General features: G+C 30.3%; 19 protein-coding genes. 6 read left to right on the top strand and 13 right to left on the bottom strand.

All coding sequences use genetic code 11. The features are described 5' to 3' along the window. Positions 1-58 precede the first annotated feature (58 nt). A complete protein-coding gene (locus tag DRF67_RS21930) occupies positions 59-193 on the top strand; it encodes a hypothetical protein (RefSeq protein ID WP_262511404.1) in 135 nt (44 codons plus the stop codon). Between the two features lie 50 nt (positions 194-243). Beyond that, a complete protein-coding gene (locus DRF67_RS11065; RefSeq protein WP_123912732.1) occupies positions 244-1,083 on the top strand; it encodes a hypothetical protein in 840 nt (279 codons plus the stop codon). Between the two features lie 4 nt (positions 1,084-1,087). Here the strand turns inward: DRF67_RS11065 and DRF67_RS11060 are convergent, their stop codons facing one another. From DRF67_RS11060 to DRF67_RS11035, 6 genes are all read right to left on the bottom strand, one after another. Further along, positions 1,088-1,891 carry a GIY-YIG nuclease family protein gene (locus DRF67_RS11060; RefSeq protein WP_115928366.1) on the bottom strand — a complete coding sequence of 268 codons (804 nt, stop codon included), beginning with the start codon at positions 1,889-1,891 and terminating at the stop codon, positions 1,088-1,090. A gap of 37 nt (positions 1,892-1,928) precedes the next feature. Beyond that, positions 1,929-2,624 carry a leucine-rich repeat domain-containing protein gene (locus DRF67_RS11055; RefSeq protein ID WP_115928365.1) on the bottom strand — a complete coding sequence of 232 codons (696 nt, stop codon included), beginning with the start codon at positions 2,622-2,624 and terminating at the stop codon, positions 1,929-1,931. Between the two features lie 53 nt (positions 2,625-2,677). Then, positions 2,678-3,763 carry a PDDEXK-like family protein gene (locus tag DRF67_RS11050; protein WP_165851782.1) on the bottom strand — a complete coding sequence of 362 codons (1,086 nt, stop codon included), beginning with the start codon at positions 3,761-3,763 and terminating at the stop codon, positions 2,678-2,680. Between the two features lie 105 nt (positions 3,764-3,868). After that, the gene (locus tag DRF67_RS11045; protein ID WP_115928363.1) at positions 3,869-5,137 is read right to left on the bottom strand and encodes a PD-(D/E)XK nuclease family protein; all 1,269 of its coding nucleotides are present in this window, start codon (positions 5,135-5,137) and stop codon (positions 3,869-3,871) included. Between the two features lie 38 nt (positions 5,138-5,175). Further along, a complete protein-coding gene (locus DRF67_RS11040; protein WP_115928362.1) occupies positions 5,176-6,060 on the bottom strand; it encodes a DUF4365 domain-containing protein in 885 nt (294 codons plus the stop codon). 98 nt (positions 6,061-6,158) lie between these two features. After that, positions 6,159-7,172 carry a hypothetical protein gene (locus DRF67_RS11035; protein ID WP_115928361.1) on the bottom strand — a complete coding sequence of 338 codons (1,014 nt, stop codon included), beginning with the start codon at positions 7,170-7,172 and terminating at the stop codon, positions 6,159-6,161. Positions 7,173-7,362: 190 nt separating this feature from the next. Here DRF67_RS11035 and DRF67_RS11030 point away from each other — a divergent pair, with 190 nt between their 5' ends. Further along, positions 7,363-8,640, top strand: a complete 1,278-nt coding sequence (locus DRF67_RS11030) for a DUF3945 domain-containing protein (protein WP_115928360.1) — start codon at positions 7,363-7,365, stop codon at positions 8,638-8,640. Between the two features lie 41 nt (positions 8,641-8,681). On the opposite strand, the gene DRF67_RS11025 is transcribed toward DRF67_RS11030, so the two are convergent. Beyond that, the gene (locus DRF67_RS11025) at positions 8,682-9,563 is read right to left on the bottom strand and encodes a hypothetical protein (RefSeq protein WP_115928359.1); all 882 of its coding nucleotides are present in this window, start codon (positions 9,561-9,563) and stop codon (positions 8,682-8,684) included. A gap of 282 nt (positions 9,564-9,845) precedes the next feature. On the opposite strand from DRF67_RS11025, the gene DRF67_RS11020 reads away from it, so the two are divergent. Continuing rightward, on the top strand, positions 9,846-10,907 hold the full coding sequence (locus DRF67_RS11020) for a hypothetical protein (RefSeq protein ID WP_115928358.1): 1,062 nt from the start codon (positions 9,846-9,848) through the stop codon (positions 10,905-10,907). Next, positions 10,904-12,439, top strand: a complete 1,536-nt coding sequence (locus tag DRF67_RS11015; protein WP_123912731.1) for a hypothetical protein — start codon at positions 10,904-10,906, stop codon at positions 12,437-12,439. The genes DRF67_RS11020 and DRF67_RS11015 overlap by 4 nt, the downstream gene beginning before the upstream one ends. Before the next feature lie 168 nt (positions 12,440-12,607). Here the strand turns inward: DRF67_RS11015 and DRF67_RS11010 are convergent, their stop codons facing one another. The 4 genes from DRF67_RS11010 to DRF67_RS10995 form a co-directional block, all read right to left on the bottom strand. After that, positions 12,608-13,480 (bottom strand): response regulator, encoded by an 873-nt coding sequence (locus tag DRF67_RS11010; protein WP_115928356.1) that lies wholly within the window; start codon positions 13,478-13,480, stop codon positions 12,608-12,610. After that, a complete protein-coding gene (locus tag DRF67_RS11005) occupies positions 13,473-16,274 on the bottom strand; it encodes an N-6 DNA methylase (protein WP_115928355.1) in 2,802 nt (933 codons plus the stop codon). Before DRF67_RS11005 ends, DRF67_RS11010 begins: the two co-directional genes overlap by 8 nt. Positions 16,275-16,297: 23 nt before the next feature. Beyond that, on the bottom strand, positions 16,298-16,555 hold the full coding sequence (locus tag DRF67_RS11000; RefSeq protein WP_115928354.1) for a hypothetical protein: 258 nt from the start codon (positions 16,553-16,555) through the stop codon (positions 16,298-16,300). Positions 16,556-16,682: 127 nt separating this feature from the next. Next, positions 16,683-17,480: a DUF5655 domain-containing protein gene (locus DRF67_RS10995; RefSeq protein ID WP_317048004.1), complete on the bottom strand. Its 798-nt coding sequence runs from the start codon at positions 17,478-17,480 to the stop codon at positions 16,683-16,685. A 477-nt stretch (positions 17,481-17,957) separates the two neighbouring features. Here DRF67_RS10995 and DRF67_RS10990 point away from each other — a divergent pair, with 477 nt between their 5' ends. Then, entirely contained in the window at positions 17,958-18,503 is a 546-nt protein-coding gene (locus DRF67_RS10990; protein WP_123912730.1) for a hypothetical protein, read from the top strand. A gap of 25 nt (positions 18,504-18,528) precedes the next feature. Here the strand turns inward: DRF67_RS10990 and DRF67_RS10985 are convergent, their stop codons facing one another. Both DRF67_RS10985 and DRF67_RS10980 read right to left on the bottom strand, forming a co-directional pair. Next, entirely contained in the window at positions 18,529-19,398 is an 870-nt protein-coding gene (locus tag DRF67_RS10985; protein ID WP_115928352.1) for a hypothetical protein, read from the bottom strand. An 80-nt stretch (positions 19,399-19,478) separates the two neighbouring features. After that, positions 19,479-22,586 (bottom strand): type I restriction endonuclease subunit R, encoded by a 3,108-nt coding sequence (locus DRF67_RS10980; protein ID WP_115928351.1) that lies wholly within the window; start codon positions 22,584-22,586, stop codon positions 19,479-19,481. Between the last annotated feature and the right edge of the window lie 3 nt (positions 22,587-22,589).

Raw genomic sequence — 22,589 nt, 5'->3', positions numbered from 1 at the left:
GTTTTCTAGTTGATTTTTACAGTAATTACCTTTGTGAAAGAATTTTAAAACAAAAAAAATGTCAAAAAAACAAATTACTGCAGCGGCTGTAGCAAGAATTCAAAAAGCAACAGTTCTATCGAATGGAGGAGTAACTCCTAAAGGAAGCTTTGCAGCAAAAGCTCAAAGTGTATTGGCTAAAAAAGGAAAGTAAATATTTATTAAAGGGTGCCTGTAATGGTGCCCTTTCTAAAGTCTTATAAAATGATAGATATATTGCTAAGTTATTTAAATCAAAAAAAATACTCTTTAGAATCTTCTGCTTATCAAAAGTATTCTTCAATGGTTTATCCAAAATTTATCGCAGATCGATTTAGTGAGTATAAAGATGATTTACCAGATAATTTTAATGATTTTATTTTGAGGTATAAACACTATTGTAATGAAAATATGCCAGAAGATAACAACATTAATATAAGCGAATTTAATTTCAATAACTTGTCTTCAGGTATAGAAAAACTAGATGATATCACGCGGTTTATTTCCAGCAGTGAAAAGGTTCTGTATTTAATTTTTGGATTTTTTATTTTACAGTATGTGCATATCCTGACATTAATTTCAATTAGGAAAAAAACTCTTATTTACTCAAAAGAAGATATAATAAAGTTTTTTGACAAGAAAATTCAATTTAGTCAGGCTGACATCGCCAAAGAATGGGAGGTAGACAATGATACCTTATCTAAATGGTTTGAAATCATGTATCAATCTAACCCTTTTGTTAAGCGAAAAAAGATTAATTTATCTGAATATCTTAGAATGTACAATGATTTTTTTATTGTAGAAAAGGATAGGAGAAGTAAGGATGATGATTTTATGATTCCGGATGATAAAATAGATTTTTACATCTCTATAGCAATAAAGGGAAAAACCTATAAGAAAAGTGAGGTAATTGAATTAGGGTTCGATCTTGACGATAGACCAAGCACTACGCATTATACCCAAGCAAGAAAGTTTCTTTCGGGAAAATATCCGTATTACACACTTCTGAATAAATTTCCTAGTGCCTGGGCATTGGAGTTAATTGAAGAATTGAAAATAAAATAGTTGATTAATTGTTGTTTAGACCAAATGAATTAGTTCCAAGTTTATTTTTGAAAAGACGTTCTTTTTTGATGGCTTCGTCGGCAGTTATCGTTTTCGGAAGCAGCATTAAAATTGAAAATTGAAAATGGTTACCATGTGAAGGGTCAAAATCAAGAAGTTCTTTTAGCATCTTATTATTTCCATGACCATTCGTTAAAACGTAAGCTGACCAGCGACCCCAGATTCCATTTTCACCGTATGCTGATCCTACATAAAGCTTGCCTGTTTGGGTATCATTGATAAGATACACACCCTTTGTGATGGAAAGTACCTTTTTCCAGTCGCTGTATTGATTGGTTACTATTTCTTTCAGTTCGCTAAAACTTAGAATAAAATCGAAATAATCTGTAAACTGCTTATAATGAAGTCCGGGTTTGATCTCTATGACTTCCATTTCATTTTTTATCCATTGATGCCAGGAAATAGCATTGCTCCACTTGATAATAACCCTTTCTTTAAGATCGTCATATTGCTCAGGTACTTCTATCATTTCATAATGGAAGCAGTCTTCAGCAAACTTTTTTCTGTCTGTAATTTGATATACACCTATAAATCGAGCGAAGATCCCCTCTTCACCAATAAACGAAACGATGTAATCGACATCTTTAAAAACATCTTTAGATTGTGAACTCTGATAAGCAAGGAATTCTGAACGGTGATTCTTATAAAGATCATATAAATTCTGCCTTCCGTCTTTGTGCCTTACTATTTTAACTTTTACATTCTTTTCTAACCCTCTGTTATAAAGCAGTTCTTGTATGGTAATCATTTTTTTTTACTTATATGCTGTCTTATTGTGACTGTGTTTATTTAACGGTAATAATAGGCGCACGTTTCGTTGCTTCCTGATCAGCATCTTTAATTAATTTTACTGAATCTTCGATATAGAATGTTTTTAGGGTTTTATTATTCGTAATATCCAGATCTTTTATTGATGTATCGAGTAGATACAATTGTACCAATTCTTTATTTTTTGATAGATCAAGGTTGACCAGTGTTTTACATCCGTCAAGATTAAGCGTGTGGAGGGCTGGAAATTTTCTGGTGTCGAAGTCAGTAAATAAATTATCCTGTAAATAAATGTACTTTATGTTTTTAGAGTTTAACTGAATTTTGGTTAATCCCAATCTGAAAGCATAAATACCTTTCAAATTAACCAAACCTTTTAAATTTAGAACTCCAATTTTATTGTTGTCACCTATATAAAGATTTTCAAGCTTTGTAAGTTTGTTTACAAGGGAAAAATCTGAAATATTATTCTTGCGCAGATTAAGTTCTTTCAAATTCTGAAAGTGTTCAAGACCGCTTAAATCGGAAATATTCTTTTCATCCAGTTTCAGTTCGGGTACGGTGTTTATTTCTGAAACTTCTAATTTTCCGTTATGGTTTTGATCGAACTGCTGTAAGAGAGCCGTTTTGAGGTTGTTGTCTTTAATGGGAATTTCTTGTGCAGCAATGTTGAGGGATAGAATGACTGCAAATGTTGATATAATTTTAAGCATTTAGTTTGAGATCAATTTTAATGTACAAATAGTTCAAGTTATTATTTTTTCACTTAACTTTCTTTCATGAGTTTTAATTCTTCTAATAAATGATTTATAAATTTAAATAGCTCATCTTCTTCATTAAAATTATAATGTTTGTAGATATGAGTTATTCTATCGGTTTCTGAAATAAATTCATTCAAAGATTCTAAATGTTGAAATTTCTCCTTTGTATTAAAATCATCAATCTTTGGATTCCAAAATATAGCTTTATAGCCCTTCATATCACATTGAATATCCAGTTTTAAATACATATCATTAAATTCTAAGCCATCAAACACAGTGGTTGTATTTTTATAACGCCAAACATTTTTAAAAGGATAGCAGTGTTGATTGTATTTTTCTTCTATTCTAATTGCTAGATATTCTGGAAGATCATTGAGCATATTTTTAATTGAAATAGCAGTTTCTAGATTATCATTTACTAACATCTCCTCTCTGAATTTTTTTAAACTTATGGAGTCCATGGAATTGTGATTTATATATTGTATTAATTTAGTGTATTGTCTAATTGTTGAGTTTAGATTTATTTGTTTTACTTCTAAAATAGACGGGTTTAAAAAATGATCTAAAAGATTAATAGAATTACTACTCATTGAAGGAACTATAACTAACAGATTTTCAATTTGTTTGATTTCTTCATCGCTCCAGTCCACCTTATGAGGTGTTTTTGAAGTGTTTAGGGTAAGATATACGATAGCGACCACTTCGTAGTTTTCTGAAATTTTATCATAATATTTCGGTAACTGTCTATTGGTATCTGCAGCATTGTTAATCTTATTTTCGATAATAATTGCCTTCTTTGAATAATCATCTATTATCAAAATATCAATTCTTTCTTTCTCACGATGTATGCTAAACTTTGAAAAATCTGATTTCTTTATTTCATTTTGCTTCCTTATCAAATTAATCATTTTTAAAAAAATAGGAAATGTTGTATCTCTTTCATTTTCGATGAAAGATTTGATAATATCACTATGAAAATTTTCTCTATAATAATAGTCCGAAATGATCGTAAAGATATTATATCCAACATCTAAACTTACTTTTTTTCTGTTATTGTAATTTCGAGATACATCAACTAATTTTTCAATCAAATTTCGATAATTCGATGTGCTATTTTGTAATATGTCTCTCCAGACGTTTAATAGTTCTGAATGCATTATATAGTAACTTGTTTAGCTTGCTATTCATATGCAAGCTTATTCATTTATTTCGTACTCAAGACCAGGAAATTTTGCAGTAAACTTATCTATAAACTTATAAATATTCCCGATACCCCAGTTTCTAGCGACATAAAATTCTTCTTCGTTATATATCAACTCTGGTAAATCATTAGTTCGATACTTTTTATGTTTAATCTCTGTAGTTGTAAAATCTTCTTTTTTTCTAAGAAGAAAGAAGCTGCAACTTTTGTCTTCTTTTAAAAAATTGATTGTATGATCAGTAATTAAACCATAAGTTTTAAGTAGATTTATGGTCTGCAGTCCAATATCAGATTTTCTGAATTTTTCTTTGAACGTTACATCTTTGTATTTAATATTAAATGTGCTTCTGTCTTTTTCTGAAGAAAGACTATCAAGGGCATCTCTAATATTGTCTCTTGTATCTTTCTCCTGCTCTGGGTCTGAGCTTATTGCGTATAATGCTGCTAAAATTAATTTTTGATTTTTCTGCCAAAAACTTGATAATAGTTTTCGCTCTTCATTTCCGAGTGCCATAATTAATTCTTGTTTATGTCCTTCATCCTCTTCATCAATCGCCGGTTGGCTTAAAGAGTTTAAGTATTCCGTTAAAATATTTTTTGTTCGAGATGAAATATTTTGGTTGAGTGCTGGCTCAATTAAATAGTCAACAATTGATTGATAATTAATTTGAGTAAATGCTTTACAGTTACATTGTGGTTCGACAAGTTCAATAAGTTGTAAAGTTGGTAATGCCGTAAGATACACATAGATTACTATATTATCGTCATTTTCTAAAGGACTAAAATAATTGTAATAGGTATTTGTTTGATCATTATTCTCCTTGCTTTCAACTTTGTTTTCGATTACTATTTTAATATGTTTTTCCTCTACTGATGATACTAAAATTTGTAATTCAATATAGATATCCAATCTGCCGACATTTTTGATCGAATATTCTGGTTGGATAAGCAGTTTTTCAATCCCGTAATCTTCAGTAGCAAATGCGTTAAATAGTTCGTTATGCTTATTCTTAAAATTATCATTACTGAACTTTAAAATAATGTCTAGAAATTTTTTAATAGGAAATTCTCCTAAATTATGACTTTCAGAGTTCCCTAATAACCATGCTAGAAAACGACTGTGACTCACTTCCCGTCTACTTACTCCTAAGATTTCAGAAAATGATTTTGAATAATAGAAATTCTCTAATTTTTGAAAATCTGGATCATTTTTAAATTTAATAATATGATCGCGTATTTGATCGATACTAAAGTTCTCTTCCATTTACTACTCAATTTATACTTTTTAGATTTATACAAGTATTATGAAACATCTCCATCTTCGATATATTTATTATATATCAAAAATGATTTTCCTAAATGATTCAGCGATAACTCTAATCTAAAATTTGCAGCTTCCCTAAAAAGAACCTCATAAGGATAAAACTTCTGCTCGTAAAGCCAATCAAGATTATACATATCTCTTAAAGACTCCTCATTAAGATTCTCTTGATAGAAGTCGTTGTCAACTTGCAAATCTGCCCATGGAAATATTTTTTGTAGTATTTCCTCATTGCTATAGCCTGCATATGCAATTCCCCATTTTTTATGTAGACTTTCTTCTCCATCTATTGTAAAGATGATTTTAAAAGGCGTTCGATTTAAACTTTTATGTAAATATTCCATAAAGGTTACAGAAACCTTATTGCCATTTTGAATATTTTCCATAAGCGATTTGTCCATAATTAATTTTCTTGCTCGTTTTGACTCATCTGTTCCATCTCCAATCTCAGCAATTTCAGAGAGGAATCTTTCGCTTAACTTTTGAGACTTAGGAATATCAATTTTCCACGAAGTATTAGTTAGCATAATATTCTTTGTATTGACATGTACCCAATAAGTCTCATCCGATCCTGGTAAGTGTGCCACTAAAAGTACTGGTAAAGAATGATTTTTCCAATACTCCATATGTTTCAATTTTCCGTAGTAGGTTAACTTTTCCTCATTAATTGTAAAATGACTTTCACCCGTTTTTATTTGTAAACATATTAAAATACCTGTTGGGGCTCCATTTGCTACTACCTCTACTTGAGCATCAATTCCCATATCAGAAATAGGTTGATCTCTAAAAATCCAATTAAATTTTTTAAGAAATATTCCCTCAACTGCATTTACGCCAATTCTTTCAGCGGGATTATATTGGGACATAATGTTATGGTTTTATAATTAAATTATTATCTAAATCATGCGATTAAACTTAAAAAATAATTCTTGATTATTAATAATGAGAAGATATTTTACTGCTACTATGTTAATTGAAAATTTAAACCTACGAAGTCATCTTTAAAACTATTGTCGTAGAAATTAATATCATAAGATGTTCTTTCAATTTTATTTTCTTCATTAAGCATAAATTGTGTTGCTTCAATATATTTATATTCAATACCCCTAATTTTTTCGTTAAAAAAATCTTCGCTGAATACCTTATTTTGACAATTGAAAATAGTTAGATTTGTTATCTTTTTGTAGCAAATTTCCGGATTATTACTTAAGAAAAATTCATCAACGTAGTCTTTAACTTTTTCTTCATCAATTTTTTCGTAGGCTATAATGAGCTTAGTATTATTTTTATAAGGGAAGATTGTCATGAATAGTTCAGTGTATCTTTCCAAATTGCTGCCTTTTTCTTTCTCGATCTGTTCAATCTCTTCAGAAGTGTCATATGTAAAGAATGAAGAAAGACATATTCCGATTTGAGGTAATGTTCTATTTTGAAAAACAAATTGCTGTGAGTTATTATCTAAATCATAGAGTATTTTGCCTGAAAGTGTATTCAAATCATCGATTGCAAGTTTTGCATTTTCACTCTCTTCTTGTAGTTTATCTTTATCAAAAAGCGTTGTGTCATTTTTTAACAGACAGTCTCGGGTATTGGCATAAACCATCTTTTTGTAAATTTCATCGTAAACAGTTCTTAGTGTGAATAAAAGATTGGTTCGATAACTGGTGAAATCGATCATACCGCTTTCAATCTCTTTAAAAAGCTCTGTATCATGTGTATTACAAAAGCCGTTAAATGAAAATGCTTTTTTTAAACCGGTTCGTTTGAATGCAAATTCATTTTCCTCAAATACATCTTTTTCGAAAGTCCAAAGATGGCTATTTATAGAAATTTGATCTAAGATTCCTTGTCTCTGAAGAATGTGAGAATTTATTGATTCATTGGGACAACCAGGATAAAAGCATTGTTTAATCCTTTTTTTTGCTGAATTTTTACATTTGATATATTGTCTAGCTTTATTGATAAAATCAGAATTCATGGTTAGTTTTAAATATCTCAAATCTACAAAAGTTTACAGAAAGCTATATCATAATATGTAGAAATAAAATTGATAAGAATTGAAGTTTAAAGAGAATTACGCCCCTGAATGCCAAATTATACATCTTTCAATCACTTAATCAATTGCTATTAAAGAACTTCCTAGTTTGAGTTTCTAATGATACAGTGTTATGAAAACAAATAATGGTAAGGAATCTACTGAAAAAATTAAAGTTCAGGATACACTACTTGCTCTTCACCACCAAACCAATACCATTGGAATAGTGCAAGGAGTTGATTTGAATGGAGAGCTAATAGTTGATGTCTCCAGGGAGTCTTATAAAAATAGGTTGCGTTTTGATCGGGGAGATGACCGTTTTCTCGAGATATACAGTACATTCTATCATCAGCTAAAAAATCCGGATGAGTTTTCATTTTTTAAAGTGACTGAATTTGAAGCCGAGCAGACTGTAAAAGATTTACAACATTATATTGATACCGCTTCTGATGATGAAAAAGAAAAACTGAATGAATACTCCGTTTCTATAGATAAAGTGGAGGCGCAGAAAGAATATATTGCTAGAACTCAGAAAGAACGTTATCAATATGATGTCGAGCAAGTGGATTGGAAAGTGATGTCTCAGATTGGATTGACCAGAGAAAAGCTGGAAAGTATGGGAGCATTGGAATCTTTGCTTAAGGGATATAAAACATCAATGCTTATCCCAGTGAAGATTGACCTTGGAACAGTTGTCAGTACACTGGATGCGCGCTTGTCTTTAAAGGTTAATGAGGTAGGAAAGCTTGAAACTCGGATTCATCCTATTAGGAAGGAATGTAATTTCACAAAACCGTTCTTTGGGCATCAGTTCAGCCAAGAGGATCAAGAAAAATTACTGGAAATTGGGAATATGGGACGGGTGGTGGAGTTGATACATCCCATAACTGGAGAAGTAATTCCTTCTTTGGTTAGCAGAGATAAGCTGACCAATGACTTAGTGCCGCTTAGAGCTGATTTGGTAAGAATTCCTTTGGTGATAAAAGGGGTGACACTGGATGAGTTACAGAAGAAGACGCTAAAAGAGGGAAAGCCATTGTATATTGAAAATATGCTTTCCAGGAGAGGTACACTTTTTAACGCAACGGTTCAGTTTAATACAGATAAAAGGTATGTTGAGTTTTTATTTCCTCGTAATATTAGTAATTTGAATTTAGATTCAAATCTTAGTTTTAAAAAAGATGTTCCGGCTACTTTTAGAGGGAAAAAATTGAGATTGTGGCAGGTAGAGAAATTGAATAAAGGAGAGGTAGCATATATTGATGGGCTCGTGGATAGGAAAGGGAAAAAATATCAGGGGTATTTGAGATTTGATAAAAGGGTGAGGAAGTTTGAGTTTTCTTTTAAGAATGTGTGGAGGGAAAATTTAAAAAACAAGAAATTTGGTATACGTCGAGGTTTGAATTTATAAAAATTTTCTTTTGGTTATATAAATGTATTTTAATACTTACATTAATTAAACTTTTCAAGATTATCTGATTTTGCAACAGTTTTGGCTTTGCCTTTAACCATAGTCTCGGTAACATAAATCAGTTGTCCTTTTTTGTGGGTGTAATAATCTGATTTCAATAGCCTAAAGTATCCTTTTCTGAAATGAGGAATTTTAGAAATTTGAGCTTCGTTAAGATCACAAATATTTTCTGATATTTTGAAAATTACATTTTTATCTGATCTATCTTCACCTCTGGGATAAGAAATTTTTGGAACACCATCTGTAATGCATTCTGGAAAACACTTCATATAGGCAATCGTATTGACTGCAAGTCTGAACATCCTAGACAATGTAATAGATTGTACATCCTGCTTTTTATTTAGATCAGCATAGAATTTGTCTGACAAACGTCCGTTGTTTATTCCATGAGAAAAATACAATTCTAAAGTATTATCATCAAATAAGCTCAGCGCAAAAGCAAAACCATTTTTCTCATTTGGTATATGTAAACCAAATGAATAATTAACGCAGTTTGCCTTAGTCTTCACTTTGGTATAGATGATTTCCCTTTTTTCACCATTATCATAAAGATACTTTCTAATTCCATCTAAATCTGAAAGGGGAGTACTTTCAAGAAAATCTTGTAAATACTTTTCTAAGAAGAAAATATGCAGTAGTTCCCCTTTGGAATCTTCTCTCCATAGTTCTAAACCGGATACTATTAAATCTTTACTTTGTATGTCTTGGTCTACCGTAGAAGCAGAGTTTAAAATGTTGTATCTCAATAATGCAAAAATATTGTCATTCGAAAATTTAGGGTACAGTTTTTTTGTTTTTCGATAAAGCTCGTCCCAATAATATTTTAGAGGGACACTGTATCCTGTTTTTTTTCCCTTATCCATATTTTTTTCCTTTTTTGATCAACTTTAAGTCATTTTCTATATAAACCAAAAATAGTAATTTCTATTAATAATGCAATCTTGTTTTAGAATATGAAAAAACAGAAGGAAAGTTTTGAATTTATCATTTCTTTAAATACTATATGCTGAATTTCAAAGACAATTATTTGTTAATTTTATATTTACGGGAATCCATATTTTTCACAAATGTATTTTTGATATATTTGAATTATCTTAAAACTTTGTAATAATATAAACTAATAACCCTCTAAAAACTAAAGTCATATGATAGAAAGTAATAATTCATCGGAAGAAGAACATATTCCAGAACGTGATCTTCAAATTCACAATACTTCAGCGTTTATTTTAGATATTGAGAAAAAAGAACTTTCACAGTTAGAGGTTGCAGAAAGTGATGAAGATTATTTACGCTTCGTACACGGAATCGTACATGAAGTCTCGACTCAAGATGGTCGTCAGTTTGTCGTTAATAGTGAGCATACTGAAGTTTTAAGTATTATTAATGGAATCTTGGACGGAACTCAAGAATTTGTGGAGGTCAAAGTTATTGCAGAAAGACTGTTGAGAGTTGAAATTGATGCTCAAGAACAGATCGCAAAATTGGGGAAACAATTACATGAAGGATTATTGATTATTTCTCATATAACTGACCGGGGAACAGAAAAAATTATTATTTGTAAAGCGGAAACCCTGTCTTACATTGAAAGAACAACTTTTACACAGCAAGATGGTTTTCCTATCAAGAAAAAGATCTTTAAATCAGCCCAAATTGTTTTTGATGAATCTCATGAAATTACAGACATATTAATAAATGATATTAATGATACCATTCCTAGGTATTGGTGGGATGGATTTTTGGAGTTATCAAAGAAGTATGATGATGAGGAAAATACCAAAAGAGCCTTTACAATGATCGATTCAAAAGTTTTGACAAAGATCAAAAAAGAATCTAATCCTGATTACTGGAATCTTAGAAGTACTACAATCCACTATTTTCGATCAAATGATGAGTTTGATATTGACGATTATATTGAAAAATGTTTCAATCGCTATACTCCTGAGTTTGAAGATCTGGACCTAAATAAGTTTAAAGATACAATACGGGAGCTGCCAAGAAAACAGAACTTTGATACTCGATTTAGTCTAGTTAGAAAAGCAATAACCGCAAAGGTTAAATCAACGATTAAGCTTGAGGAAAACATAGATCTTGTGCTTAAAGGAGAAGTGCATTCCGGAACTATTGAAGGCTTTGTGAATGGTAATCAAGAGAAAGGAATTTTTATAAAAACGTCTAAAGGCTATGAAGAATTTAAAAAACCTTCATGATGAGCTATAAGAATTTCATAGAATTATTTGGTAATCCTTCAGCTATTGTATCTGAGAGTGAGAACTTCAAAACTTTAGAATTGGAGTATGAGTTTTCAAGTATCAACTTGCCAAAGGAAGAAAATTTTAGATACTTTTTTAACAGAATTAGAGCCGAAGATAAATGTGAGATTTTCTTTTCTATTGATGATGGAGAAGCTATAGCTATTACTAAAGATGTTGACTTTACGTCAGATTTAGAAAATGTAAAAATACTTTTTTCAGGACACGAGGAAGGTGAGATTGTAAATCTGAAAATAAATATTTATAAAGAAAACGACAAAAACAATTTTTACTTTTACTCCAGAGACTGTTTCTTTAACTATATTCAATCATTTGATACATATGGTTTGGCAAGTTTTTTTTCTAGTGATTTTTTTGATCACAATTCAAAAATAAATATTGTTATCAGAGATTTTGTGGGAACTCTAAGCAGTGATAAAATTACCATCGCTACTTCATATGATCCACAAATTGAGGAATTCGAAGGCAGAGAAAAACGATTTAACAACATCATTGCTAATAACCACTCGTCATTTTTTGGAAAGCTAAAGGTCTTGCCTGAAGATTTTATTTTCGAAGGAGATGGATCATTGAAACAGAGTGTTAAGGAGCACATTGAAAAAGTTGCCAAAGTTTTGGTTATTTCTGCTATCTTCGATATTACTGATCTTGCAGGCAATGTATTCTATTATAAACTAAATGGATATAAATCTATAAGTCATACCGAGAAGATTGAGGATATTAGTACCAAAAACTTAGAAGATTTCTACAATATTTACCAATGGATTTATGTAGGTGGAAATATTGTAGATAAAATTGGTTTGGCGCGTAATATTATTTCTCTTCATCTTAAAGATAATGCATTGCTTGAGCTTAAAGGGAATGTATTCGAATCGCTGAAATCAAGTTTCAAAATTTATGAGAAACAAAATATAAAACAATATATTGAGGTAAGAAATAAAATGTCGGATCAGTTGCTGGACTACAGTAAGCGAGTAGTAACAATAACTGATAATTTTGCAAGTGGTTTTCAAAAATCTGCATTGGCGCTTGTCACCTTTTTTTCTTCGCTGATTGTAACTAAGGTGTTGGCTGCTCCAAAAAATAATGAAGATTTTATTCTTTATAGTACTCTGATTACTGGTGTTTTTATCGTTGTTACCTTTCTATATATGCTTGTTTCAAGAGCTGAATTAATACAGCAGGAGAAAAGATTCAAAAAAAGTTATGAGGATTTTAAAAAAAGATATACTGATTTACTGACGGATGAAGATATTGAAAGAATCGTTAATAATGATGAGGAGCACAAAGCTGATGTAGCCTTTATTAAATCTAAGCTTCGATGGTACACGAATTTATGGATTGGTATTTTATGTGCTATTGTTTTGGCAACGTTGATTTATTATTTTGGAGCAAAAAAGATCGAAAGTGATGAGCAACTTCATTTTGCTCGAATTTTTATACAAATTTTACATGATTTTGCAGTTTAATTATATCTTTTCTATAAAATTAAGCTTGCAACAATGAATGTTTTCTATATTTCTATCAATATTTTTGTTAGAAGTAATTTTAGATTTTTATACTGTTTTAAATACAATATTTGATAAATTAAGTACCACTTTTTATTTAAATTGTTAAAAAGTGATACTTAATATTTTCTAATATTGTTTTGACCATATAATTATTTCCATCAGACTATTAATCAGGCTCTTTAGTGTATATGAAGAAATACTATATCCTGTACTAGAACTACCATGTAAAAATTCACTGCATGTACTATGAATAAATTTAGTTTGGCTCTGAACCGTACTATCTTGGTAAACTATTGAGGTTGGTACGAATGTAGGACGTACGGGATTGCCAAGAAGATGTTTGTAAAAATTAGCAGTAAAAGATGGAGAACCATTTGAATTCACAAATCTGTTAGGGACTATATTTTTATTCCTGCTATTTAGCGATTTGTAAACTTCCTCATGTATCTCTCTAATATCTCCTATAAGTCCAGTAAAATTTACAGGATTACTTTCATTATAGTTTTTTAAAATATTTAGCATCTTGATTTCTTTAGCGGCAGGTAATTTATTGTTTTCAAACGCTTCAAAAACTGCGATGTTCTCTCTTCTGAATTTAAATTGATCAAAATTTTGTATGCAAATTTCGAGTTGATCAAGTAATGCTTCTTGATCAGTCGGTTTTTTAATAAAAACAGCTTCTTTCTTAAATAAACTCTTAAATTTATCGTATTCTGACTTATCACCTGTAAACAAGAATCTTTTGAATCCAGGAATAGAAATGTCTAAGTATTGTAAAGCAACCGGAATAAAGGAAGAATCTTCAATTGCTTGATTTTCATCGATTATGCCCTTAATGTCTAGAACTACGGCAGCAAATTTGTGAGCTTGTGAGGGTAAAAGCTCTTGTAGGTCATTAAAATTGTTTCCTGTAGCAACATTTATCCCTCTGGTTTTTGCCATGTTTACAAAACTTGTGCAAAAATTTGGATCATCGTCAATTAGAATTATGTTATTCATATTCTTCGTTGTTTTTTATTGGTATTTCTATGGTTAAAAAAAATCCGTTTTTGTATTTCTCATCAATTTTTATAGCTCCATCATGACCCTCAATCACTTTACTAATCAAATTACCTCCAATTCCAAATCCACCACTTTTATTACCTTTTACAAATGGAGTTACAAAATCTTTTTGAGTTAATTTAAATCTCTCTCCATTGTTTGAATATTCAATAATTAGAGTGTTAGTATTTGAATTTTCTTTAATGTTAAAAAGAATCTGATATGATTTATTGTTTTTATTAATAAAACCATGCTTTTCCGCATTAATTAACAAGCTATCCAGCGCTTCTTTAAAAAAAGATTTATCAATATAAGTAATAATAGAATTTCCTTTTACAACTATTTTGTAAGCTTCTCCAATAATTACTTTTTTTTGCTTAACATACTCGTTTAAGAACTCTTTTATATCTACTTTTTCAAATGCGTCTGGAGAAATGGCCATATTTAATGCTTTATCAACATTATCAATCGTTTCAGCTAAGTATTCCGAATCATTTACAAATGTCAATATTAACTCAGATAGACTATTATTCTCAGCTTCTGTAATAAGATCAAGTAAGTCAGGGTCGATATTTTGTATTTCATTATACTCTTTTATTTCTCCTAATTTGTTGTTCTTAACAATTAGTTCAATCCTTTTTGTAAGGTTCGAAAGAGCAAGAAATTTTGGATTTAATTGATGAGTTAGAGCCTTTATTATAGTGCTTTCAGTATCTTTAATTTCCTCCTCATAACCTAAAGCTTTTTTTCTTTCTTCGAATCTTCTGTTTTCTTCAGCAATTAAATTAATTTTTTGAGTATTAATGAATTTTGCTTGTACTTCTAAGGTATCATAAGGTATAATAACTTTTTCAATATCCGTTTTATTTAAGTATGGTATCGGCGATCCTACTCTTCGTGAGCTGATTTGATTATCAATAAATATTGAATTCAGTTGATAGTACAAGTAATTTAAGTCGATATCCACATTTTCTAGTGGCATTAAAGCAAATACTCCGCTATGAATTAAAATTTTTGGTAATAATTCGTTAGGCTTAAATATTGTCGGTTTTAAATTATCGCCGATTTTAGCTATAAGAATAGACTCCCGATCAATCACTGAAGCTGAAAACTTTTTTTCGGTCCAGACAATATCTAAGTCAGAATAATTTACATTAAGATTAATATCTAGTATATCTTTTGATAAATTTTCAATTTTAATTATTGGTAAGTCACCGCTAGCTACTAATTCTTGCTTAGATGGTTGTTTACCAGAAACTATACGCGCAATATCTTTTAATTGTTTACCGGTTCCATCTTTCAGCATTGAATTTATTATTGAAAATTCAATGTCATATTTTTCCGCCGATAGGCTTAATTCACTGTCTAGGTCCTCAATATCTATAATCTGAGTAAATTTAGGACTCGAAGTTTCACTAAAATATTCGCGAACTATTCTTTCATTATCAAGTAGTAGATATTTCTTAGTTTCTTCTATAGCAGATATTTTAATAAACTTCACCTTATTTTTCAAATAATAAGGTTTGTCTTTATTTATTATTAAAATTGATGCTTTGGCTTCAGTATATGGCCTAAATGTCCCACGTGGTAAGCTTATGATTGCCTCTACTACATCATCATCTATTAGTATTTTTCTTATTTCTTTTTCTTTTCCTCTTTTTGTTAAAAAACTATCAGAAACTGTTACGATTGCTTTGCCAGCAGCAGAAAGCTTATAATAGCTAAAGAGAACCAAGGAGTTAAAACTTTTTCCTGATTTTGCGGGCTGAACATTATATTGATTATAAAGCATAAAATGTTCGTAAGAATTTGTTATACCTTTTATAGGTAAATCACCAATGATATATTCATATTTATTCTCATTATTTATTTCAGAAAAGCAATCTTCAGCAACGATAGAAGATAGATAATCTCCGCCATACATCATGATGTTCATATTGCCAAGCTGTGCAATACGTTTATTAATTTCCGAACCTTTAATGCGTATATTTCTGTTTAAATTATATGCCTTAGTAAGTAGTCCTCCTAGTCCAGAAACTGGATCGTATACTGAATCTCCATCGGATAGTCTAAGTAATTTAGAAATAAGAATTCTGATTGATTCAGGTGTTGAGTTTTCATAATTAAAATGTTCTCTAGAGCTTAAATAAAGTAAATATTCATATATATTTCCAAATTCAAAATCTGAAAATGATGAAGTGTTTACTTGTAAAATCACTCTCCTAATAGCTTCTCTTTTTGTTGAATCTAATTTGAGGATATCCTCTGCAAGATCTGTGAAAATTCGATCTGGAGCAATTGACAGATGATCTATCTCTTTTAGAGATGCTATCCATTCTTTTCCTCCGTCTATAAAATGATTTATAGAAGGTTCTAAATCTATAAAATTAAATGGATATCCTCTACCCGGTCGCTCATTAATATCAATCAATCTTTTATAAAAAAATAAAACAGCAATGATAAATTGAATTTGAGATTCAGAGAAAATTCCTCTTAGTATTTCTTTGAGATATAAATAGCTTGTAATGATATTTTTCCAATGGTAATCATCTGATAAAATAATTATTCCATTTATGTTTTCGAATAAGGAAGGATAATTTTTAACACGAATATTGATTTGATTACTATTAAGTGGTTCTCTATCATTTCGTTCATAGTATCTGTTTGAATTAATTGCTAATGCAATATCATCAGCAGACATTGGACGTCCATTTTCTTTTAAAATTCTAACTATAGCTTCATGTAATGTCATTATAGCATTTTTTATTTTAAAGTTTAATTATTATCAAGAACATCATATTTCCACGTATAGTGTGTAGAAATAAATGGCCGTTTATTTTCAGGGTATACGATTTTAGCCTTTATTCTAAATTTTGTACCTACAGGGTAGTCATTTGACATGCTTTTTGAACATTGTACATACATTGTTTCCAAGTAGGGGGCTTGTCCAGGAAGAGGCTTTATGTGGATGGGGCCATGTTTTCCTCTTTCGTTTGTTAAAATACTATGAACAATAATATAGTCGTAATCCATTCTGATCGTATTTTTTATGATAGAGTTTGTTTTACCAAACTCATTATATATTCTAAATGCAGTGTATCTCTAACAATAATTTCATAATCACCGTTTCCATTATGTCCTTTAAGTTCAGAAACATCTCTCATAATATTTTTGGATCATCTAACTGCCCCTTTTTCAAATTGATCCATATTTTTAATGTGTTGGCTTGAACTTCAATGTCAACAATATTTGTTTTTGTTTTAAAAGCAATATACCATTTTTTTGGGTGAACTTCAATTTCTGAAGATAGATTCAAAATTGCTCGTCTAAAGTCTTCATACAATTCAATAACTGTGTCATTTTTGCTAGAAAGATATAGCTCTTCAGTATAAACAGTAACTTCCTTTGTCACTTTATTTATAGCGGAGTTTTGCTCTGATTTAACCTCCCTAATATTAGGAGCCGCTTTAGATTTTTTGATAGGATTGATTAATACAGTTCCATTTTCATATTGTTTTATTTCCCATAATTCTATGGGTAAATCTTTAAAATTTGAAGCTTGTTTTTGGAAATCTGTAAAGGCAGGGGAGACGAAAACAACTTTAGATTGAGACCAATCAGTATCCGCTCTTTTAATGCTTTCATTTTGGCTTTCATTATATTCTATGATAAAATCTGCTTTATATTCAAGCATTAAATTAAGATAAGAAACTCCTTGGTCAACCACAGAGAAATGTCTTTCTTTTTTATATTCAATGATAATAAAAGAATTGTTTTCTGTATCGTATGCTAATGTATCAATCCTATTAGCTTTAATTGTAAATTCTGATTTGATGAATTTCCATCCAGTCAATATTTCTAAATTGGCTTCGAAAATGTTTTGAATATCTTTTTCCAACTTAAAGTTTTTTTCTTCTAAAGCTTTTAGATTATTTTCGTGTTTTGTAAATAAATGCATTTTGTATTTTTAAATGATCCCTATAATATTTCCAAAGTATTTACTGTAAATTCTTTCTAATATTGCTATTACTAAGAAAATAATATAAGGATGTTTGAGGTCTTTTTAACGGAAATACAATTAGTGTCTTAATTTTATAATAAAATTAACTATGTATTTTTTATATTGTTAAAAAAAATATTTGTTTTCATGGTAAATCGATGAGCAGAATTACTTATTGTAAATTTTATAAAATTAGGATCTAGATAGATCTTTAGTATTTTCAGTTGTGGTGCTAAAGGAATTTAACTTAATCTTCATTCTATATTAGTTTCTATTTCTCAAATATACTAAATAGAATATATTAGAACCTATATAGTATTAACTGCATTACTACAAAAAATTAAATTCGAAAAAAAAGATTATGAATTTAACAAGACTGATTTATTTATAATAACTATTATATAGTTGCTAATACTAAAAAAATAATGTGAAGTTATGAATTCTTATTATGGTTTTTCAATGGAAGAGTTTTTGAAATATCTAAAGTCGTTAGATAGTAATAGACAAATGAGGATGTTATTCATGTTAGAAGCGGGTATATATCTTTCTGATAATTGCGATTATTATACTGATTTTGGGACATATCCCGATTATCAAAATTTAGGTTTTGATAAGCAGGTAAGAACATCCTTTTATAAGCAATATAGTAAGTTTCTTTTTTCTATACCAGATGATATGTTTAATAAACCAGATGAAAAAGCTAAGAGTGATTGGGAGATTTTAAAAGAAAGTTTGTTAGAAGAGCTTAATTTAAATAGAGAAATATTTGAATATCAATATCAATCTTTTCTTATTGGGCTAAGACTTAAAACTATGCGTATGTGCTCAAAAAAGGAATTCTCTACCAGATCAAATCTAAGTTTAAGTAAAATTAATCAGATTGAAGATTATTGCTTTCTTGCAAAGGTTAACGATATCTTTATGTACGTAAAAAATGGTTTAGGACAAGAATTTAAACTAGACTTTCTACGGAAAGTCTAGTTTAAATTCTAGCTACTAATTTTTTTTACAAAATTTGATCTTTTGGCCAAAACTCTACCTCAAACCTGTACATTACTTTAGTAATTCCAGTAAATGTGCCACCAATATTACCACCTATGGAATTTATTGATGCCGCTAATTTGGTGTCAACTCCCATTTCATCAGTGTAATTAAGATCCACTGTATATTTAAGCAGGTCATTATTTAACCTAATTTTTTGAAGAGATTTCCAAGTCGGCTCGGAATCTAACCATAGACTTTCGTATGATTTTATTTTGTTTGGTTTAGGTAGTTCTAAATATACTATAGATTCACTATTTGTTTTTTTAGTTGTTTTTAACGTTAGTTTGGAAGAAAGTAATCCTAACTTAGAAGGTATTTTATCAATCTCTATATTATTAGTAATAATTTTTCCGTTTTCTTCTACAGATATAACTCGACAAGTTTTTGCACCCAAAGCTGAACACAATTCATTAAATGCTGAGAGTTTAGACTGATACATATACGAATGAAACATAGATAAGGGAAGATATAAATCTGGCTCTGCATCACTGCATGCATATACAAATCCATTTTTTGGATGTTGTGGAGGAAATTTAAAATTATTAATAACATCATCTATTTTGCAAATAACAAAAGGTAATCTCTTTTCCTTAAAATAATATGCAAACCCATCCTTTACCTCATTATGAAATTTATCTTTGAATTTTTTTATTATACTTCTTGAATCAGAAGAATCTTTTTTGATATTTAATAATGATTTATAAAACGATACATCTTCCTCAGAAATAAAAATTTTTGACCAGTCAATTTTTCTTTGTTTCAATTTGGAATCATCAGAAGCTATCATTATAATTCTCCTTCCATGTAGTGGTATATTTTTAACATCTAACATTGAATTAATATGATTAACGGTTATAATTTATTAAATATTTGTGATAGCATATAATAATACACAAATAATACTTACAATCCTTAAAGTTGCCCACCAATACCCTTAAATTTTTCAACAAAATCAATAATCTTTTTAAAAACGCTTTGTTTCTTTGTTAAATACTGTGGATTTAGAGGACTCATTTTAGGTAAAATTGCATTTAGTTCTGTTCCATTTTCAGTAGCGAATTCCTTTTTTAATGATGTGGCCAAATATCTTTTGGCAGCTTCTTCATTCAGATTTTCATCTGTAATTAATTCTGAAACTTCTTCTTTTTGTTTGTTTTGTGCATATGCGAAGAACCTATCAATGATATTCGCTTTATCTAGTATACTGTTTAAATCTGTTTCATTGATGAAATCAACGACCAAGCCTTCTTTTGCCCTATTTCCAATACTGGCTCTAATAACACGACGCGCTTCTTCAACTAAAGCTCCTTTATCTTTGGTTTTCTTGTTGTGTTCAAAAATCAATTCTAGAATATAATCAAGATTTATTTCCTGTGATTTTAATAAATCGATTTCAAAGACAACATCATCCCAATCTATCTTAGATTCTTCGGCTTCTTTGCCTTGCTTTTCTCGTCTGAACCAATCGCGGATATCATTATACGTTGAGCGGTAATCCTGAACTGTTCTGTCTGATAACAATGTAATATCCTGCATCAAAGTAATATCTTCATCTGTTACAAAGTGGGTTTCCTTAAAAATTTCGACAGCTTGTGAATCGTTTAAATCAATTTGCTGTAATGCTTTTAGATGTGTAAATTCATCGTAGTTCTGTAAAATGTTTTCTACACGAAGATATTCCCCGAATAGTTTGGTAAATTCTTTCTTATCTTTCTCTGTAACAATTTCATCTGGATTAGCAAATCTGGTAATCAAATCATTTACGACGTCTACAAAACCTCTGCGAGCATCTCCCGTAGCCACATCTGTAAAACCTTCCAGATATTCTTTATAGCTTTTTTCAAGTACTACATTTTTGGTGTTTTTATCACCAAATAGCGTAATGGCATCAATGGTTGCTTGTTCTAGATCTCTGAATGTAACAATGTTCCCAAAGGTTTTGGTAGCATCATAAATACGGTTTGTACGGGAAAAAGCCTGCATTAAACCATGGTACCGCAAATTTTTATCTACAAAAAGTGTGTTAAGAGTAGGGGCATCAAATCCAGTAAGAAACATACCTACAACAATAATTAAATCAATTTCTTTACTTTTAACTCTTTTAGCAAGATCACGATAATAGTCCTGAAAACCTTTACTCTCAACGCTAAAATTCATTTTGAACATAGCATTATAATCATTGATGGCTTTAGCCAAAAATTCTTTGGCACTTTGATCCATAGCTGTTGGCTCAAAATTTTCATCAGGAATTTCTCCCACTGCATTTTGCTCTTCATTGACCGCGAAAGAAAAAATAGTTGCTATTTTTAAAGGCTTGTCACTGTCTTTTTGCAATTTGTTCAACTCTTCATAATAACATTTTGCCGCATCTACGCTACTCACAGCAAACATAGCATTAAAACCTTTATTACCACCTTGTGTCCTATGGGTTTTAATTCTGAAATTCTGTAAAATATACTGAGAAATTTCTTTGATTCTAACAGGATGCAATAAGGCTTTGGTATTTTCTGCAGCACTTAATTTTTTCTCATCTTGTTCTGTTTCTATTCCTTTAAATTTTGGGCGTACATTGTTATAGTCTACCTTAAATTTCAGCACCTTCTCGTCTCGGATAGCATCTGTAATTACGTATGAATGCAACTCTCGACCGAACACACTGGCCGTAGTTTCTGCACCTAAAGCATTTTGTGGAAAAATAGGCGTTCCAGTGAAACCAAACTGATAGAACTTTTTAAACTTTTTATTAAGATTTTTTTGAGCTTCGCCAAATTGTGAACGGTGCGCTTCATCAAAAATAAAAACAACCTGCTTTTGGTATATAGCCAGATCTCCCTCGGTTTTCATTAAATTGTTGAGCTTTTGAATCGTGGTAACAATAATTTTGTTATCCTCTTTTTCTATATTTCGTTTTAAACCAGCAGTACTATCGGAGCCATTTACGCTGTCGGGGGAAAAGCGTTGGTATTCTTTCATTGTTTGAAAGTCGAGATCTTTACGGTCTACTACAAAAAACACCTTATCAATAAAATTGAGATCTTTAGCCAAACGAGCTGCTTTAAAACTGGTTAAGGTCTTCCCTGAACCTGTAGTATGCCAGATGTATCCGCCACTTTCGGTATTAGACCAGTTTTTGGCATTGAAAGAACTTTCTATCTTCCACAACATACGCTCGGTAGCTGCTATTTGATATGGTCTCATAATGAGCAATGTGTCACTAATATCAAAAACAGAATAGGTTAATAATACATTTAACAGCGTGTTTTTTTGAAAGAAAGTAGCCGTAAAATCTTTAAGATCTTTAATTAAAGAATTATCTGCCTTTGCCCAGTTCATCGTAAAGTCGAAACTGTTTTTATTACGTTGTACGGTATTAGCAAAATATCGGGTGTCAGTACCGTTGGAAATGACAAATATCTGTAAATATTTAAAAAGAGAACTTTCGCTGTTGAAACTTTCTTTGCTGTAACGGTGAACTTGATTGAAAGCCTCGCGAATGGCAACCCCACGCTTTTTAAGTTCAACTTGTACCAAAGGTAATCCATTGACTAAAATGGTAACATCGTAACGGTTGGCATACGTTCCCTTTTGCTCGAACTGTTTAATAACTTGCACCTTGTTACGGACGATATTTGTTTTGTCAACTAAATAAATATTTTGGATATGCCCATCATCAAATACAAAATCATAGATGTAATTATCGTGTATTTTACGGGTTTTATCAACCAATGTATCGCTTGGATTGTCTAGGTATTCTTCTACAAAACGTTTCCATTCAATATTTGTAAATTGCATGTCGTTGAGTGCTTGAAGTTGCACTCTAACATTAGCAAACATTGCTTCTGAAGACTTAATTTCAGTAGGATTATCATAACCTTGGTTGATAAGATCCTGTATAAACTCACTTTCTAAAGCCGATTCTGTTTGATAACCTGCAGGTGTATCAGTAATTGACGAATGCTTGGTGTATTTATCTAAAACAATAAAATTATTTGATTCTGCTATGGTGTTATATTGTGACATTTT

Source organism: Chryseobacterium pennipullorum (genome assembly GCF_003384725.1).
Taxonomy (GTDB): Bacteria; Bacteroidota; Bacteroidia; order Flavobacteriales; family Weeksellaceae; genus Chryseobacterium; species Chryseobacterium pennipullorum.
This window is presented reverse-complemented; position numbering and strand designations above follow the sequence as displayed.

Excerpts from the sequence above, each read along its gene's own strand:
- DRF67_RS21930 (WP_262511404.1), top strand. The coding sequence starts at position 59 with ATGTCAAAAAAACAAATTACTGCAGCGGCTGTAGCAAGAATTCAAAAA.
- DRF67_RS11065 (WP_123912732.1), top strand. The coding sequence starts at position 244 with ATGATAGATATATTGCTAAGTTATTTAAATCAAAAAAAATACTCTTTA.
- DRF67_RS11060 (WP_115928366.1), bottom strand. The coding sequence starts at position 1,891 with ATGATTACCATACAAGAACTGCTTTATAACAGAGGGTTAGAAAAGAAT.
- DRF67_RS11055 (WP_115928365.1), bottom strand. The coding sequence starts at position 2,624 with ATGCTTAAAATTATATCAACATTTGCAGTCATTCTATCCCTCAACATT.
- DRF67_RS11045 (WP_115928363.1), bottom strand. The coding sequence starts at position 5,137 with ATGGAAGAGAACTTTAGTATCGATCAAATACGCGATCATATTATTAAA.
- DRF67_RS11040 (WP_115928362.1), bottom strand. The coding sequence starts at position 6,060 with ATGTCCCAATATAATCCCGCTGAAAGAATTGGCGTAAATGCAGTTGAG.
- DRF67_RS11035 (WP_115928361.1), bottom strand. The coding sequence starts at position 7,172 with ATGAATTCTGATTTTATCAATAAAGCTAGACAATATATCAAATGTAAA.
- DRF67_RS11030 (WP_115928360.1), top strand. The coding sequence starts at position 7,363 with ATGAAAACAAATAATGGTAAGGAATCTACTGAAAAAATTAAAGTTCAG.
- DRF67_RS11025 (WP_115928359.1), bottom strand. The coding sequence starts at position 9,563 with ATGGATAAGGGAAAAAAAACAGGATACAGTGTCCCTCTAAAATATTAT.
- DRF67_RS11020 (WP_115928358.1), top strand. The coding sequence starts at position 9,846 with ATGATAGAAAGTAATAATTCATCGGAAGAAGAACATATTCCAGAACGT.
- DRF67_RS11015 (WP_123912731.1), top strand. The coding sequence starts at position 10,904 with ATGATGAGCTATAAGAATTTCATAGAATTATTTGGTAATCCTTCAGCT.
- DRF67_RS11010 (WP_115928356.1), bottom strand. The coding sequence starts at position 13,480 with ATGAATAACATAATTCTAATTGACGATGATCCAAATTTTTGCACAAGT.
- DRF67_RS11005 (WP_115928355.1), bottom strand. The coding sequence starts at position 16,274 with ATGACATTACATGAAGCTATAGTTAGAATTTTAAAAGAAAATGGACGT.
- DRF67_RS11000 (WP_115928354.1), bottom strand. The coding sequence starts at position 16,555 with ATGGATTACGACTATATTATTGTTCATAGTATTTTAACAAACGAAAGA.
- DRF67_RS10995 (WP_317048004.1), bottom strand. The coding sequence starts at position 17,480 with ATGCATTTATTTACAAAACACGAAAATAATCTAAAAGCTTTAGAAGAA.
- DRF67_RS10990 (WP_123912730.1), top strand. The coding sequence starts at position 17,958 with ATGAATTCTTATTATGGTTTTTCAATGGAAGAGTTTTTGAAATATCTA.
- DRF67_RS10985 (WP_115928352.1), bottom strand. The coding sequence starts at position 19,398 with ATGTTAGATGTTAAAAATATACCACTACATGGAAGGAGAATTATAATG.
- DRF67_RS10980 (WP_115928351.1), bottom strand. The coding sequence starts at position 22,586 with ATGTCACAATATAACACCATAGCAGAATCAAATAATTTTATTGTTTTA.